At 72.3% G+C, this 15491-nt stretch carries 12 protein-coding genes and 2 pseudogenes; 3 read left to right on the top strand and 11 right to left on the bottom strand.

Annotated elements, in window-relative coordinates:
* Positions 1-18: 18 nt before the first annotated feature.
* From ABIE67_RS04690 to ABIE67_RS04710, 5 genes are all read right to left on the bottom strand, one after another.
* Positions 19-1596 (bottom strand): phytoene desaturase family protein, encoded by a 1578-nt coding sequence (locus ABIE67_RS04690; protein ID WP_370253542.1) that lies wholly within the window; start codon positions 1594-1596, stop codon positions 19-21.
* 85 nt (positions 1597-1681) lie between these two features.
* Positions 1682-3922: a tetratricopeptide repeat protein gene (locus ABIE67_RS04695; protein WP_370253544.1), complete on the bottom strand. Its 2241-nt coding sequence runs from the start codon at positions 3920-3922 to the stop codon at positions 1682-1684.
* Between the two features lie 61 nt (positions 3923-3983).
* Entirely contained in the window at positions 3984-4826 is an 843-nt protein-coding gene (locus tag ABIE67_RS04700) for an oxygenase MpaB family protein (RefSeq protein ID WP_370253546.1), read from the bottom strand.
* Between the two features lie 9 nt (positions 4827-4835).
* Positions 4836-6014: an acyl-CoA dehydrogenase family protein gene (locus ABIE67_RS04705; protein WP_370253548.1), complete on the bottom strand. Its 1179-nt coding sequence runs from the start codon at positions 6012-6014 to the stop codon at positions 4836-4838.
* Positions 6015-6203: 189 nt separating this feature from the next.
* A complete protein-coding gene (locus ABIE67_RS04710; protein WP_370253550.1) occupies positions 6204-6587 on the bottom strand; it encodes a ferredoxin in 384 nt (127 codons plus the stop codon).
* Between the two features lie 106 nt (positions 6588-6693).
* On the opposite strand from ABIE67_RS04710, the gene ABIE67_RS04715 reads away from it, so the two are divergent.
* Positions 6694-7050, top strand: a complete 357-nt coding sequence (locus ABIE67_RS04715) for a DUF6479 family protein (RefSeq protein ID WP_370253552.1) — start codon at positions 6694-6696, stop codon at positions 7048-7050.
* A gap of 48 nt (positions 7051-7098) precedes the next feature.
* On the opposite strand, the gene ABIE67_RS04720 is transcribed toward ABIE67_RS04715, so the two are convergent.
* Positions 7099-7440 (bottom strand): hypothetical protein, encoded by a 342-nt coding sequence (locus tag ABIE67_RS04720; RefSeq protein ID WP_370253554.1) that lies wholly within the window; start codon positions 7438-7440, stop codon positions 7099-7101.
* Between the two features lie 117 nt (positions 7441-7557).
* Here ABIE67_RS04720 and ppk2 point away from each other — a divergent pair, with 117 nt between their 5' ends.
* Complete coding sequence (gene ppk2, locus ABIE67_RS04725; protein ID WP_370253556.1) at positions 7558-8361, top strand: polyphosphate kinase 2; 804 nt, start codon at positions 7558-7560, stop codon at positions 8359-8361.
* 61 nt (positions 8362-8422) lie between these two features.
* Here the strand turns inward: ppk2 and ABIE67_RS04730 are convergent, their stop codons facing one another.
* The 5 genes and pseudogenes from ABIE67_RS04730 to ABIE67_RS04750 all read right to left on the bottom strand — a co-directional run bounded on the left by ABIE67_RS04730 (position 8423) and on the right by ABIE67_RS04750 (position 14433).
* The gene (locus ABIE67_RS04730) at positions 8423-9304 is read right to left on the bottom strand and encodes a universal stress protein (RefSeq protein ID WP_370253558.1); all 882 of its coding nucleotides are present in this window, start codon (positions 9302-9304) and stop codon (positions 8423-8425) included.
* A gap of 231 nt (positions 9305-9535) precedes the next feature.
* Positions 9536-11911, bottom strand: a complete 2376-nt coding sequence (locus tag ABIE67_RS04735; protein ID WP_370268206.1) for a glycoside hydrolase family 65 protein — start codon at positions 11909-11911, stop codon at positions 9536-9538.
* A 71-nt stretch (positions 11912-11982) separates the two neighbouring features.
* On the bottom strand, positions 11983-12756 hold the full coding sequence (locus ABIE67_RS04740; RefSeq protein ID WP_370268210.1) for an HAD family hydrolase: 774 nt from the start codon (positions 12754-12756) through the stop codon (positions 11983-11985).
* 384 nt (positions 12757-13140) lie between these two features.
* Positions 13141-13299 (bottom strand): annotated as a pseudogene (locus ABIE67_RS04745) (LysR family transcriptional regulator); the annotation flags it as partial.
* Between the two features lie 36 nt (positions 13300-13335).
* Positions 13336-14433: pseudogene (locus ABIE67_RS04750) on the bottom strand (LacI family DNA-binding transcriptional regulator).
* Between the two features lie 137 nt (positions 14434-14570).
* On the opposite strand from ABIE67_RS04750, the gene ABIE67_RS04755 reads away from it, so the two are divergent.
* Entirely contained in the window at positions 14571-15473 is a 903-nt protein-coding gene (locus tag ABIE67_RS04755) for an amidohydrolase family protein (RefSeq protein WP_370253560.1), read from the top strand.
* Positions 15474-15491 lie beyond the last annotated feature (18 nt).

Raw genomic sequence — 15491 nt, forward strand, 5'->3', positions numbered from 1 at the left:
CGACGCCCGAACCGCCCGTCACTCGCCGGACTGCTCCAGCACCGCCATCGCCGCGTTGTGCCCCGGCACTCCGCTCACCCCTCCCCCGCGCACCGCACCCGCCCCGCACAGCAGCACGTTCGCGTGGCGGGTCTCCACGCCCCAGCGGCCGGTGTCCTCCTGGGCGTAGGGCCAGGCCAGGTCGCGGTGGAAGATGTTGCCGCCGGGGAGGCGCAGGTCGCGCTCCAGGTCCAGTGGGGTCTTCGCCTCGATGCACGGCCGCCCCTCCGCGTCCGTCGCCAGGCAGTCGGCGATCGGCTCGGCGAGGTGGGCGTCCAGTTGGGCGAGTGTCGACTTGAGCAGTTCGTCGCGTACGGCGTCGTTGTCCGGTGCGAAAAGCCTCGCCGGAGTGTGCAGGCCGAACAGGGTGAGGGTCTGGTAGCCCTGGGCGACGAGGTCGGGGCCGAGGATCGTCGGGTCGGTCAGCGAGTGGCAGTAGATCTCGGACGGGGGCGCGCCGGGGAGTTCGCCGGCGGCGGCCTGGGCGTGGGCGGTGGCCAGTTGGCCGTAGCCCTCGGCGATGTGGAAGGTGCCGGCGAAGGCCTCGCGCGGGTCGACGGAGGTGTCGCGCAGCCGCGGCAAACGCTTGAGCAGCATGTTCACCTTGAGCTGGGCGCCCTCGGCGGGGGCAGGGGGCATGTCGCCGGTGAGGGCGGCCAGCTCCTGCGGGGAGGCGTTCACCAGGACGTGACGGGCGGCGACGGCGCCCTCGCCGTCGGCCGTCCGGTAGGTGATCTCCGCGGTACGGCCGTCCGTGTCGATCCGTACCGCCTCGTGCCCGGTGACGATGTCCGCGCCCGCCTCACGCGCGGCCGTGGCCAGGGCGTCGGTGAGGGCGCCCATACCGCCGACGGGGACGTCCCAGGCGCCGGTGCCGCCGCCGATCACGTGGTAGAGGAAGCAACGGTTCTGCTTGAGCGACGTGTCATGGGCGTCGGCGAACGTGCCGATCAGGGCGTCCGTCAGGACCACGCCCCGCACCAGGTCGTCCGTGAAGCGGTCCTCGATGGCGACGCCGATCGGCTCCTCGAAGAGGGTCCGCCAGGCCTCCTCGTCGTCCACCCGGTCGCGTAGTTCCGCGCGGCTGGGCAGGGGCTCGGTGAGCGTCGGGAACACCCGCTTGGCGACCTCGCCGGTCATGTCGTAGAAGCGCTGCCAGGCCGCGTACTCGCGTTCGCCGCCGGTCAGCCGTTCGAAGGCCTCCCGGGTGCGCCGTTCACCGCGGCCCACCAGGAGTCCGGTCGGCCGTCCGGCGCGTTCCACGGGCGTGTAGGAGGAGACGTCGCGGGTGCGGACCCGGAAGTCCAGTCCCAGGTCCCGGACGATCTTCTTCGGCAGCAGGCTGACCAGGTACGAGTAGCGGGAGAGCCGGGCGTCGACGCCCGCGAACGGGCGCGTGGACACGGCGGCGCCCCCGGTGTGGTCCAGCCGCTCCAGCACCAGCACGGACCGTCCGGCCCGGGCCAGGTAGGCGGCGGCGACCAGGCCGTTGTGGCCTCCGCCGACGATGACGGCGTCGTACGTACGGTGTACCGGGTGTCCCTCGTGTGCTGGCATGGTTCTTCGTAACACGTGATGATCTAGGTCGGCCATAGGGGGGACGCGCCGGGGCGGCCACGGACCATACCGACGCCCATGGCCCTCACTGGCCTCCGGACGCCCGCTTCTGCCGCAGCACCGCCACCCTCCGGTACAGCTCGACCGCCTCCGCGCCCCGCCCGAGCTGTTCGAGGCAGTGGGCCTCGTCGTTGCGGCTGGCGAGGGTGTCGGGGTGGTCGGCGCCGAGGACGCGTTCGCGGGCGGTGGCCACCCTGCGGTACTCGATGAGCGCGTCCGGCCAGCGGCCCAGCCAGCCGAGGCTCACGGCGACCTCGCGCCGGCTGACCAGGGTGTCCGGGTGGTCGGGGCCCAGCACGCGCTCACGGATCGCGCTCACGTCGCGGGATTCGGCGAGGGCCTCCTCCCAGCGGCCGAGGCGGCCGAGGTTGACGCCGAGGCCGTGCCGGGCGCGGAGGGTCTCGGGGTGGGCGGGGCCGTGGACGCGGGTGCGGTCGTCGATCAGGTCGCGGTAGAGCTGGAGCGCCTCCGCGCTGCGGCCGAGGCGGCCGAGGCTGATGCCGACCTCGTAGCGGGCGGCGAGGGTGTCGGGGTGGTCGGGGCCGAGGGCCTGGGCGCGGGCGTCGGCCACCTCGCGATAGGTCTGCAGGGCCTCGGTCCAGCGGCCCAACTGGCCCAGCGCGTAGGCGACTTCGTAGCGGGTGACCAGGGTGTCGGGGTGGTGGGCGCCGAGGACGCGGGCGCGGGCGTCGGCGACCTCGCCGGCCATCCGGTAGGACTCCTCCAGGCGGCCGAGTCTGCTGAGGTTGAAGGCGAGGTTGTGGCGGCAGCGCAGGGTGTCGGGGTGGTCGGCGCCCATCGCGCGCTCTCGTGCCGTCAGGACGGACGTGTAGACCTGGTGCGCGTCGAAGTGACGGCCCAACTGGCCGAGGACGTAAGCCATTTCCTGTCGGGCGGCGAGCGTGTCCGGATGGTCGGGGCCGAGGGCCAGGCTGCGGGCGCGGGCGACGTGTTTGTACTCGCGCAGGGCGTCGGCGGCGCGGCCGGTGCGGCTGAGGGTGAAGGCGAGCTCGTAGCGGCTGGCGAGGGTGTCGGGGTGGTCGGGGCCGAGGAGGTGTTCGCGTTCGGCGACGACGGCGCGGTGCACCTCGCCCGCCTCCGTCCAGCGGCCCAGCCGGCCCAGGCTCAGCCCGGCGTTGTGCCGTCCGGCCAGTGCGGTCAGCGTCGCGGCGGACGGGGCGGGCGGTTCGCCGGGTACGGCGGTCTCCTCGGGCCGGCCGGTGGTCGGCCGGGGGATCCACTCGCCGGTGAGGCCGGCCGCGGCGTCCGGCGGTGTGGTGCGCAGGCCGGCGCCGGTGGCCTTGTGGCCGGTGGTCATGCCACGGGTCCAGGACGGCAGACGGGCCGCGCGGGCCACGGGCGCCGGGGGCCCGAGGTCCGGCTGCGGGGTCACCACGGTCGGCACGTACGCCGGTGTCGTACGGCCCAGACTGATGCGGCGGCCCAACTCACGCCCGTCGTGCGGGCGTTCCTCGGGACGCTTGGCCAGCAGGTCGAGGATGACCTTCTCGAAGTACTCGGGCAGCTCGGCGCGGTGGCTGCGCGGCGGCCGGGGCGGGGTGTCCCGGTGGCCGACGAGGATGGCCCAGGGGTCGTCGAGGTCGAACGGCGGTACCCCGGTGGCGATCTCGTACAGCACGCAGCCCAGCGAGTACAGGTCGCTGCGCTGGTCCACCTCGTCCCCGCCGATCTGCTCCGGCGACATGTAGTGCGGGGTGCCCATCGCGATGCCGGTGCCGGTCAGTCGGGAGGTGAAGCCGATGTCATGGGCGAGGCGGGCTATGCCGAAGTCGCAGATCTTCACCGTGCCGTCGGCGAGCCGCATGATGTTCGCGGGCTTCAGGTCGCGGTGCACGATGCCCTGTTGATGGGTGTAGGCGAGGGCGGCGGAGACCTGGTCGGCGATCTCGACGACGTCCGGGACGGGCAGCGGATGGTGCTTGTTGTCCTCCAGGAGCTGGCTGAGGTTGCGGCCCTCCAGCAGCTCCATGACCAGGAACAGGATCCCGTCGGACTCCCCGAAGTCATGGACGACGGTCACGCCCCGGTGCTGGAGCGCCGCGGCCACCCGGGCCTCGCGGCGGAACCGCTCCCGCAGGACACGGGTGAAGGAGTGGTCGTGGTGCGGTCCGAGCGGCTTGAGGCATTTCACGGCGACATGCCGGCCCAGCGACTCGTCGCGCGCACGCCACACCTCGCCCATACCGCCGCGTCCGATCAGATCGAGCAGCCGGTACCGGCCCTGGATCAGCCTGCTGTCCCCCATTTCCCGCGCTCGCCCCCCGTTGTGGTCCGCCCGCCTCCCCCGGCTCGTCCAGTATGGCGACCTATCGTCCGTCTTTGTACGGTGCCGGGCGCGAGCCCGGACCGAGCCGGGCCATGGCGCGCAGGATGTGTTTGGGCGGGAGTTGCCAGCGCAGACGTGCGGGAACGCAGCGCAGCAAGGTGCCCGTGGCGCGCAACTGGCGGGTGACGGTGGCGGGTTTCGGGGCCGGTCTGCCGTACAGCTCGTGGGCGTACGGCGGCAGGGCGGCGTACGCCACGTGTGCCACGCGCCGCCACAGCACCTCGCGCGCCGGGACGAGAAGGGGGTGCGTCGGCGGGCGGAGCAGGAAGTCGTCCACCGCGCGTGCCTCGGGTCCGCACGCGAGCTCGGGGCGCACCTTGTCGAAGTACGCCGCCATCTCGTCCTGGTTCGCCGGTACGGCGTCGGGGTCCAGGCCCACCAGGCGGGCGCCGACCCGGTGTTCGCCGATGTAGCGGTCGGCCTGCGCGTCGGTGAGGCGGAAGCCGGAGCGGCGCGCGACCTGGAGGTAGGAGTCGATCTCGGCGCAGTGCACCCACAGCAGCAGTTCGGGCTCGTCGACGCCGTACCGCTCCCCCGTCTCCGGGTCGGTGGCGCCCAGCATGCTGTGGATCTTCCGCACGCGGGCGCCCGCCTTCTCGGCGGCCTCGGTGGTGCCGTAGGTGATGGTGCCGACGAAGTTCGCGGTGCGCAGCAGCCGGCCCCAGGCGTCGCGCCGGAAGTCGGAGTTCTGCATGACACCGCGTACGGCGCGCGGGTGCAGGGCCTGGAGGTAGAGCGCGCGGATACCGGCGACCCACATCATGGGGTCGCCGTGCATCTGCCAGGTGACGGAGTTAGGGGTGAACAGCCCGGGATCGCCCATGCCCGCAGGCTAACGCCGTACCCTCGGCATCCCCAGCCCGATCCAGGAGATGATCTCCCGCTGGATCTCGTTGTTGCCGCCGCCGAAGGTGAAGATGACGGCGGAGCGGTAGCCGCGCTCCAGCTCGCCGTGGAGCACCGCGCCCGCCGAGCCCTCCTTCAGCGTCCCTGGTGCGGCGACGATCTCCATCAGCCAGGCGTATGCGTCGCGGCGCGCCTCGGAGCCGTAGACCTTCACGGCTGAGGCGTCCTGCGGGGTGAGCGTGCCCTCCTGCACGGCGCTCACCATCTTCCAGTTCAGGAGCTTGAGGGCGTCGAGCTTGGTGTGGGTCTGGGCGAGGCGGCGGCGGACCCAGGGGAGGTCGATCACCCGGCGGCCGTCGGCGAGCTTGGTCTCCATGGCCCAGCGCTGGACGTCGTGCAGGGCGCGGATGGCCATGGTCCCGTGGGCGGCGAGGGTGACGCGCTCGTGGTTGAGCTGGTTGGTGATCAGGCGCCAGCCCTGGTTCTCCTCGCCGACGCGGCGGGAGACGGGGACGCGGATGTTCTCGTAGTAGCTGGCCGTGGTGTCGTGCGAGGCGAGCGTGTTGATCAGGGTGCACGAGTAGCCCGGCTCGGTGGTCGGGACGAGGAGCATGGTGATGCCCTTGTGCGGCGGGGCGTCGGGGTCGGTGCGGACGGCCAGCCAGACCCAGTCGGCGGTGTCGCCGTTGGTCGTCCAGATCTTCTGCCCGTTGACGACGTACTCGTCACCGTCCCGCACGGCGCGCGTCTTCAGGGACGCGAGGTCCGTGCCCGCGTCGGGTTCGCTGTAGCCGATCGCGAAGTCGATCTCGCCGGAGAGGATCTTCGGCAGGAAGTACGCCTTCTGTTCCTCCGTGCCGTACTGCATGATCGTCGGGCCGACCGTGTTGAGTGCCATCAGTGGCAGCGGTACGCCCGCCTGGGCGGCCTCGTCGAAGAAGATGAACTGTTCGATCGTGGTCAGGCCGCGTCCGCCGTACTCCTTGGGCCAGCCCACGCCGAGCCAGCCGTCCGCGCCGAGCCGCCGGATCGTCGTGCGGTAGTAGCGCTTCTGGGCGGTGTGGTCGGTGAATCGGGTCTCGGCGAGGTCCGGCATCAACTCGGCGAAGTAGTCGCGCAGTTCGGTGCGCAGCCGCTGCTGCTCGGGCGTGTATTCGAGATGCACGGCGCCTCCAGGCTCCCCAAGGCCGGTCCTGACGGCGCACACCGTAGAACGTGTTCCAGAAATTGGGAATGGCGAGGAGCGAGCGAGGACGGCCGCCGGCCTGACGGGTACCCCTCGATCGACCGCCGCTCAGCCGAGCGTGGCTCTGCCGAACGCCGCTCAGTCGAACGCCGATCAGTCGAACGCGGCTCAGTCGAGCGTGGCCATGAAGTCCGTGCACGCCCGTGCGCAGTCGCGGCAGGCCTTGGCGGCGTCCTCGGCGCCCGGGTGCTTGTCGAAGACATGTGCGCACTCCAGGCAGACCGTGCGGGTCCACTCCAGCTGGATGCGGAGGGCGCTCTCGGTGCCCTCGTCCATGTGGCCCTGCTCGCTCAGCGCACGGCACGTCGCGTCGCACACCTCGGCGCACAGGATGCCCTTGCGTCGCACGAGTTCCTGTTCCTCGGTCCCGTCCGGATCCACGAGGCTCGCACGCAGGGCACAGGCACGGGCGCAGTCGGTGCAGGCCTGGGCGCAGGCGAAGCGGTCCTCCAGGAACTGGACGAGCTCTTGCTGGGACGTTGTCGATGTCACACGAGGCGGGTAGCCGGAGCCGCCGGCACCAAACCCCGCGTTCTCCTGCGTGCCGACCGATCAGGAGGAACGGTTCATGCGCGGGGCCAGGGGTACTCGCGCGTCCATGGACACCACTTGGATGGACATCGCCGCAGCACGGGGCGCGCTCGCCGCCGGGCTGCTCGTCGCCGGTGTGGTCGTCGTGGCGCTGCTCATCGGCGCCTTCGTCCTGGGCAGCCGTATCAGGCGCCGGGAACCGCGGCCGCCCCGCCCCGAAGAGCAGCCCAGGCTGCCCGACGAGGGCCCGGTCCACGAGGTCCGGGAGCACCGGGAGCCCGCCGAGGTACCGAAGAGCGACCACCGGCTCACCGCGCACGACCTGCCCGCCCACGGCAACATTCCCTCCCGGCCCAGCGCGTCACAGGAACGGCCGCGCTGGACCGAGGGCGGGAGCGGATCCTTCGGCAGCGGCGGCACCTGACACCTCCGGCGCCGTCCGGGGCGGTGTGCCTCATACGCCGTCGGGGCTCTACGCCCCGGCGGCGAACCTCCGCGCGAGGTCGCGATGATGCTCCGCCACCCGACCCGCCTGGGCTCCGGTGACGGCGGAGCCGGGCATGACGCCCAGCCGCAGGATCTCCTCGGCGAGGCGCATGTGCTCCGCGCGGGCGTGCTCAACGCAGGCCAGGCAGGTGACGCTCTCCGGCCGTGCCGAGGTCATCGCGCAGGGAACCCGCAGCCCACAGCCGGTGGCGACGGTCTGCGGCAGATCGCCGACCAGGCCGAAGGTGGCGGCCAGCAGATTGCGCACGCGGGCGTCGTCGCGGGCCACGCTCCGCTCGACGTGGATGTGTGGATCGACACCGTCCATGAGCCCATCCTGCCCGTCGGACCACGGCCGCAGGTGCACGTGCCGTACGGGATGCGCTGCTCGCCGGCGGTCAGTACGGTGCTGTTCTGGCGTTCGAGCTCGGCTGTGGGAGGCCGTATGGCCGGCGACAAGGTGGAGAAGCTGCCGCGCAAGACGTACGAGAAGGAACTGCTGCGCCTGCAGATGGAGTTGGCGAAATTGCAGGAGTGGGTGCGGGCGGAGGACGCCCGGCTGGTCGTGATCTTCGAGGGGCGGGACGCGGCGGGCAAGGGCGGCACCATCAAGCGGGTCACGGAACACCTCAACCCGCGCGTCGCGCGGATCGCGGCCCTGCCCAAGCCGACCGAACGCGAGCGCAGCCAGTGGTACTTCCAGCGGTACATCCAGCATCTGCCGGCCGCCGGGGAGATCGTGCTGTTCGACCGCAGCTGGTACAACCGGGCCGGTGTCGAGCAGGTCATGGGCTTCTGCACCAAGGAGGAGTACCAGCTCTTCCTGCGTCAGTGCCCCCTCTTCGAGCGGATGCTGGTGGAGGACGGGATCCTGCTGCGCAAGTACTGGTTCTCGGTGAGCGACGAGGAACAGCAGGACCGCTTCCGGCGCCGGCTGGAGGACCCCCTGCGCCGCTGGAAGCTCTCCCGCATGGACCTGGAGTCGATCACCCGCTGGGAGGAGTACTCCCGGGCCAAGGACCAGATGATGGTCCACACCGACATCACCGAGGCGCCCTGGTACGTCGTCGAGAGCGACGACAAACGCCGGGCCCGGGTGAACATGATCGCCCACCTGCTGGGCTCCGTGCCGTACCAGGACGTACTCCCGCCCGTCCTTGACCTGCCCGAACGGCCGGATGCGACCGGCTACGAACGACCGCCGCGCCATCTGCAGAACTACGTCCCGGACCACGCGGCGAACCTCTGACCAGCCCTAGGGGGTGTTTCGAAAGTCCCCCTAGGCCGCTCGCCCCGGTATCACTCCCCGCTCACTCCGCCCCGGACCTGACGACGGCGACCGGGCAGTGCGCGTGGTGGAGCAGGGCCTGACTGACCGAGCCCAGAAGCAGCCCGGCGAATCCGCCTCGCCCGCGCGCCCCCACCACGACGAGCCGGGCGGTGGCGCTGGCCTCGATGAGGGTGTGCCGCACCCGGCCGCGCGCCAGCCTGCGGTCCACGGCGACGTCGGGATACAGGTCGCGCAGCCCGCCCAGCGCCTCGGCGAGCACGCGTTCCTCCTCGTCGCGCAGCCGCTCCTCGTCGTAGGTCACGAAGGGCGGGTCGGCGGGACTGTCGTAGGCGCGCTCGGTGCGGGTGCTCCAGGCGTGCAGCGCCACCAGGTCCGTGCCGTGCAGGGAAGCCCGGGCGAAGGCGAACTCGACGGCTCCCCGGGCCGCTGGCGAGCCGTCGACGGCGAGGAGAACGGGCCCGGCCGGGTCCGGCCTGCCGCGCACCACCAGCACCGGGCAGGCTGCGTGGGCGGCCAGATGGCCGGCGGTGGAGCCGAGCAGCAGGGCACCGAACCGGCTGTGGCCCCGGCTGCCGACCACGGCCAGGGAGGCGGTGCGCGACTCGATCTCCAGCACGGTCACCGGTTCGCCGACAACGATCTCGCGCATGATCTCGATGCCCGGCGCCGTCTCGTGGGCGCGCCGCTCGGCCTTGGCGAGCGTGCCGTCGACCAGTTCGCGCAGCCCGGCGCCGCTCGGCTCCCAGGGCCGACCGCCGTGCGGTATGTGCGCGGCCGGCCAGCCGAAGGCGTGCACCAGCCGCAGCCCCACGCCGTGCAGCCCGGCCTCGCGCGCCGCCACCTCCACGGCCGCCAGACTCGACGGCGAACCGTCCACCCCCACGACAACCGGGCCGTCCATCGCGCTCCCCTTTCCGGGCGGTGGCCGCGGGCGCCGTACGACGTCCCGCGCCGGGGCCACCAGGCTCTCCACGACGGCGTCGGGCCGGACGGGGCCGGGCCGTCGGCCGTCGTCCTCCCAGCCTCTCCCCGCCGGTCGTATTCCGCACCGGGCCGGACAGGGCGGGGCGAGCCGGGCGAGGCGAGCCGGGCAGGGCAAGCCGGGCAGGGCAAGCCGGGCAGGGCAAGCCGGTCAGTCGTGGAGGACCAGCCGTCCTGTCTGCCCCGGCTCCAGCGACACCCCGCGACCCGGGAGCCGCACGTCGATGGGTGAGGCGTCGGAGGCGGGGACCTCGATCTCCAGCAGCCCGCTCTCCAGCCGCAGCCGTACGCCCCAGTGGCCCTGGTAGCGCAGGGGGAACCCGTAGGAGGACAGCTCGGGCAGGGGCACGGGGTCGAGCCACAGGGCGCCGCCCCGGGTCTCCAGACCGGTCAGCCCGCGCTGGACGAGGTCGAGTGTGCCGGCCATGGCGCCCAGGTGGATGCCCTCGCTGGTCGTGCCGCCCTGCACATCGGCGATGTCTCCTTGCAGGGCCTCCTGGCAGAACTCCCACGCCTCGCTGCGTCGGCACCGGGCCAGCACCCAGCCGTGGACCAGGCCGCTGAGGGTGGAGCCGTGGCTGGTGCGGTGCATGTAGTAGTCGACGGTGCGCCGCCAGGTGTCCTCGTCCAGCCGCACCCCCAACCGGTGGAACAGGCCGCCCAGTTCGGCGGGTGCGAAGAGGTAGCCGAGCATCAGGACGTCGGCCTGTTTGGAGGCCTTGTAGCGGTTGACGGTGTCGCCCTCCGCCTCCAGGATCCGGTCCAGCCGCCGGATGTCGCCGTACTGCTCGCGGTAGCCGTTCCAGTCGAGCTCGGCGAGATCGCCGTAGCCCGCGAACTGGCTGATGACGCCGTCGTGGAAGGGGACGTGGAGGGTCCGCGAGACCTCCTCCCACAGTTCGAGTTCGCCCCCGTCCAGGCCGGTGCGCTCGACGAGTTCCCGCCGGCGGGGCTCGGGGAGGGTGTCCAGCAGCTCCAACGTGCGGGCCAGCACCCAGGCCGAGGTGAGGTTGGTGTAGGCGTTGTCGTCCAGGCCGGGCGCCTCGGCGTCCGGATACGCCTCGTGGTACTCGTCGGGCCCTACGACGCCCTTGATGCGATAGCGGTCCAGACTCCCGTCGTAGACGGCCTTGTCCGCCCAGAAGCGGGCGATCTGCAACAGCATCTCGGCGCCCTTGGTGTGCAGGAACTCCATGTCGCCGCTAGCCTCGCAGTACTGCCACACGTTGTACGCGATCGCCGAGCCGACGTGGTGCTGGAGCCGGGAGTGGTCGGGCAGCCAGCGTCCCGAGCGCGGGTTGAGATGGAGCTGCTGGGTCTCCTCGCGCCCGTCGCTGCCGCTCTGCCAGGGGTACATCGCGCCGCGGTGCCCCGCCGCCCCGGCCGAGGTGCAGGCCTGTTCGAGGCGTCGGTGGCGGTGGCGGAGCAGAGCGCGGGAGACCTCCGGGAAGTGCAGGTTGAGGTAGGGCAGGACGAACAGCTCGTCCCAGAAGACATGACCGCGGTAGGCCTCGCCGTGCAGTCCGCGGGCGGGGACGCCGACGTCGAGGTCGGCGGTGTGCGGGGAGAGGGTCTGCAGGACGTGGAAGAGGTGCAGCCGCAGAATGCGGCCCGACTCGCCGGGCACGTCGAACGCAGCGCGGCGCCAGAGCTGCTCCCAGGCGGTGAGATGCGACGCGACCAGCGCGTCGAAGTCGGGGGCCCGGCCCACCCGGTCGACGGCGGCGTGCAGTGGGTCGCTGATGGCCGGGTCACGGGAGGTGTGCAGGGCCACGGTCTTGTCGACGGTGACGGTGCGGCCGGGGGCCAGGTCGAGCGTCAACCGCTGGATGGCGTAAGGCCGTTCATGGTGGTTCGTGACGGGCACGTCGGCGGTCAGCCGGGACGCGATGCCGATCCGGATGTCGGAGGTGCGGGTGCGGCAGCGCAGCCAGACCGTGTCCGGGGCGGCGGTGCCGGTGTGGACGTGGGTCAGATGACGGCCGTCGAGGTCCCGGTAGCGCGGCACGCCGGAGTTGGTGACACCACCGTCCAGGGCCGCCTCCACTTCGAGCGGGCCGGAGAACCCCTCGACTGTGAACTCGGTGCGCAGCGCGGCCAGATGGGGGTCGGCCATGTGCACCATCCGATGCTGACGCACCGTCAGCGTCCGGTCGCCGCCGAGGTCGTACCGCGTCCGCCGCTCCAGCAGCCCTGCGGACAGGTGGAGCATCTGGCGGTGGGCGAGCACGTTCGCGGTGTCGGGGACGATCCACTCCCCGTCGGGGAAGCGGAAGCGCAGGGGCAGCCAGTTCGGGACGTTGACCATGTCCTCGTTCTCCACCCGGCGGCCGGCGACCTCGGAGGTGAGCCGGTTGTAGATGCCGGCCACATACGTCCCCGGATAGTGGACGTCGTCGGCGGCGCACTCGGGAAGCGCTCCCCGGGTGGCGAAGTAGCCGTTGCCGAGCGTGCACAGCGACTCCCGGAGGCGTTCGTCGGCGGGCTTGTAGTCCTCGTACTCCCAGCTCCAGCGCGTCGCTTCGATCGCCAGGCCACGCTCCGTCCCTTCGGCCTCCCAGCCCTGGCGGGTCCCTTCGGCCTCCAGGCTCCGGTCCGTCACGTCGGCGCTCCTCCCGCGCAGAGTTCTCCGAGGTCGTGTACGACGAGGTCGGCGCCGTGCCGCAGCAGCCGCGCGCCGGTGTCCGCCCCGGCGGCCCGGTCCACTCCCACCACCAGGGCGAATCCGCCGCGTCGGCCCGCCTCCACACCCGCCAGGGCGTCCTCGACCACGGCGGCCCGGCCGGCGGGGACGCCGAGCTGACGGACCGCCTCCAGGAAGAGATCCGGCTCCGGTTTGCCCGCGAGGCCCAGCCGGGCCGCCTCACCGCCGTCCACGAGGGCGTCGAACAGGTCGCGCACCCCGGCGCGGCTCAGCAGCTCTCCGGCGTGCCGGGACGCGGAGGCCGCCGCGCGGGGCACTCCTGCCGCCCGCAGCGCCTTCACCAGCCGTACGGTCCCCGGGTAGGCGTCGACGCCCTGCTCGCGCAGCCGCCGCGTGAAGAGGCGCTCCTTCTCCTCGGCGACGGACCGCACCGTCTCGGCCGATGCCTCGACGCCGCGCGCGGTGAGGAAGGCCGCGGCTCCGTCGAGGCGGGACTTGCCGTCCACGTGCCGAAGATAGTCGTCCCGCTCGTCGAAGGGGCGGCGTTGGCCGGGGTCGTCGGGCGGGTGAGCGCGCAGGAAGCCGTCGAAGGCCACCTTCCAGGCGGCGGCGTGCACCCGGGCCGAGTCGGTGATCACTCCGTCGGTGTCGAAGACGACGGCGCGCACGTCGCGCAGGGCGCGGGCGAGTGCGTCTCCGGGCAGGTCGGGGGTGCGGGGCCGGTCCATGGTCACCCCCACCGCGGCAGTGGGACGATCGGGCGGGGCGCGGGTCGGGGCCACACGCGTACGGCATCCGGGGGATGCCCGTGCAGGTCGGCATCGCGGAACACGAACCGCACGGCCTCCTCACCTCCGCTCGACGGCTCGCCCGCGCCCGGCGGGATCCGCCTCATGGGTACCCGCCAGGCCCGCCTTGTCACCTCCGGACGCCGTCGCCCTCCGCCGTCTGCCCCTGGTGGGCCGAGCGGCCCTGGCGCATCAGCCTCGCGCATGGTGTGCTGGAGGGGACGGGAAGGACCCAGAACGGCGCGGGGAAGCGGATGACGGCCGCGCACCGCGCAATCAGGATCCGCGAGAAGTGGATAGGGCCCTTCCCGCCCTTCTCAGCTGGTACTGGTGGCCGGTGGCTTCTGCGGTCACGCCGGCGCGGCGGCCCCAGGAGATCACCGTGAGCCAGTCGTCGACGTCGTGTGTCTCCTCGGCCGCCGGGCGCGCGTCGGGCGGCCGAGGATCGGTCGTGGTGGTGCCGGTGCGGCGGTCCACGAGCAGGGCGGGTGGTCCGTTTCCGGCCGACGGTACGTCTGTCTAGTCGGGCGAGGGGGAGGCCGAGCGCCGCCCGCCTGCTGAGGCATTCTCCGCCGGGGGTGCGGTCGAGGCGCGGACGACCAGTTCGACCGGCGGATCGTTCACCGGCTCCGGCTCCGCGTCCGGTTTCTCGATGGCCTGCACCAGGAGCCGGAGCCCCTCTCGCGCCACGGCGTCGAACGGCTGGCGCATCGTGGTCAGCGGAGGAGTGACGTAGGCGGAGACGGGGATGTCGTCGAAGCCGACGACACTGACATCGCCCGGCACACGCAGGCCGGCCTCCGTCAGCGCGCGGATGAGACCGATGGCCATGTCGTCGTTGGCGGCGAACACCGCGGTGACGTCACCGGCGGAGGCGAGTTCGCGACCCGCGGCGTAGCCGGAGGCGGCCGTCCAGTCGCCCTTGAGGACGAGCGGCTGTTGCCTGCCGCGCGCCGACAGCGCCGCCCGCCAGCCTTCGAGACGGTCCCGGGCGGCGAACCACCGCTGCGGTCCAGCGAGGTGATGGACCGTCACATGGCCGAGGTCCAGGAGGTGTTCGGTGGCCGCCCGTGCCGGCGACTCGGCACCGCCCCCCACGGCCACGGCCCGGGGGCCGCCGAACGTCGCGGGCACCGAGGACGAGGACCGGCACGTCGACGCCGAGGGAGACGGATCCGTCGTCTCCCTCCTCTCCCTCGTCGATCGGTTCGGATACGACGATCCCGTCCACGCCCTGTTCGAGCAGGGACTCCACGGCCCCGGCGACGCCTTGCGGGTCGCCCTCCAGCGTGTTGTACACCCGGAGCGCGTAGCCCGCGCGTCCCGGGCGGCCCGCTCGATACCGATGAGCAGCGAGGCCGGCCCGTACAGGGCGGTCCCCAGCGTGACCACGCCGATGGTGCGGGTGCGCCCCGAGGCCAGTGCCCGGGCCGCGCTGTTCAGCCGGTAGCCGAGTTCCTCGGCGGCTTCGAGCACTCGTCGGCGCACGTCGTCGGAGACGTACCGCTCACCGTTGAAGACCCGGGAGACCGTCTTCTGCGAGACGCCGGCCCGCTGGGCCACGTCCACGGCCCGCGGCGCGGCAGGACTCCCGCCCTGTCCTCCCACTGGTGTCATTGCTGTCTCCCCGATGTCCGGCGGCTCAGATCCTGGCCGCGAGTCGGCCCACCCGAGGATTCGAGTCGCTCACGTGCCTGGACAGCTCGCCGGCCCGGCCCTTGTCGTCGAGGTCACCAGGGCCGATCGTGGGCGGTATGAACGATCACCGCGTGGCACCCGTCAGTGAGGAGGCCGGTGAGGTCCGCCGTTTCTGGGGCGGGCTCGGTCTTCCCGGGCTGATCGACGTGCACACCCACTTCATGCCCGAGCGTGTCCTGCACAAGGTCTGGGACTACTTCGACACCAGCGGGCCGCTGATCGGCGGGCTGGGGTGGCCGATCACGTACCGGAAGGAGGAGGCGGAGAGGACGGCTGTGCTGCGGAACTTCGGCGTCCGGGCCTTCACCGCGATGCTCTACCCCCACAAGCCCGGTATGGCCAGGTGGCTGAACGCATGGGCGGCCGACTTCGCCGGCCGCACCCCCGATTGTCTGCACACTGCCACCCTCTACCCCGAGCCGGACGTCGAGACCTACGTCCGCGAGGCTGTCGAAGCGGGCGCGCGCGTGTTCAAGGCACATGTGCAGGTGGGAGCGTACGACCCGGCCGACGCGCGTCTCCAGCAGGCGTGGGGGCTGCTGGCCGAGGCCCGGATCCCCGTGGTGATGCACTGCGGGTCCGGGCCCGCGCCCGGCAAGCACACCGGCCCGGGGCCCATCGCGCGGGTCCTGGCGCGGCACCCGAAGCTGCGGCTGATCGTCGCGCACATGGGCATGCTCGAGTACGAGGAGTTCTTCGACCTCGCCGAGCGGTACGACGAGGTGCGGCTGGACACGACGATGGCGTTCACGGACTTCACGGAAGGGTTCATGCCGTTCCCGCGCCGGAGCCTGCCCCGGCTCGCCGCGCTGGGCGACCGTGTCCTGCTCGGCTCCGATTTCCCCAACATCCCCTACCCGTACCTGCACCAGCTCCACGCGCTGGAACGGCTGGGTCTCGGTGAGGAGTGGCTGCGGGCCGTGTGCCACGACAACGCGGTCGACCTGTTCGGCCTGTGACACCGGCAAGTCGGCCCA

It is taken from the genome of Streptomyces sp. V4I8 (genome assembly GCF_041261225.1).
GTDB lineage: Bacteria > Actinomycetota > Actinomycetes > Streptomycetales > Streptomycetaceae > Streptomyces.

Coding starts and splice junctions, on each gene's coding strand:
- ABIE67_RS04690 (WP_370253542.1), bottom strand. CDS start 1,596: ATGCCAGCACACGAGGGACACCCGGTACACCGTACGTACGACGCCGTC.
- ABIE67_RS04695 (WP_370253544.1), bottom strand. CDS start 3,922: ATGGGGGACAGCAGGCTGATCCAGGGCCGGTACCGGCTGCTCGATCTG.
- ABIE67_RS04700 (WP_370253546.1), bottom strand. CDS start 4,826: ATGGGCGATCCCGGGCTGTTCACCCCTAACTCCGTCACCTGGCAGATG.
- ABIE67_RS04715 (WP_370253552.1), top strand. CDS start 6,694: ATGGACACCACTTGGATGGACATCGCCGCAGCACGGGGCGCGCTCGCC.
- ABIE67_RS04720 (WP_370253554.1), bottom strand. CDS start 7,440: ATGGACGGTGTCGATCCACACATCCACGTCGAGCGGAGCGTGGCCCGC.
- ppk2 (WP_370253556.1), top strand. CDS start 7,558: ATGGCCGGCGACAAGGTGGAGAAGCTGCCGCGCAAGACGTACGAGAAG.
- ABIE67_RS04730 (WP_370253558.1), bottom strand. CDS start 9,304: ATGGACGGCCCGGTTGTCGTGGGGGTGGACGGTTCGCCGTCGAGTCTG.
- ABIE67_RS04740 (WP_370268210.1), bottom strand. CDS start 12,756: ATGGACCGGCCCCGCACCCCCGACCTGCCCGGAGACGCACTCGCCCGC.
- ABIE67_RS04755 (WP_370253560.1), top strand. CDS start 14,571: ATGAACGATCACCGCGTGGCACCCGTCAGTGAGGAGGCCGGTGAGGTC.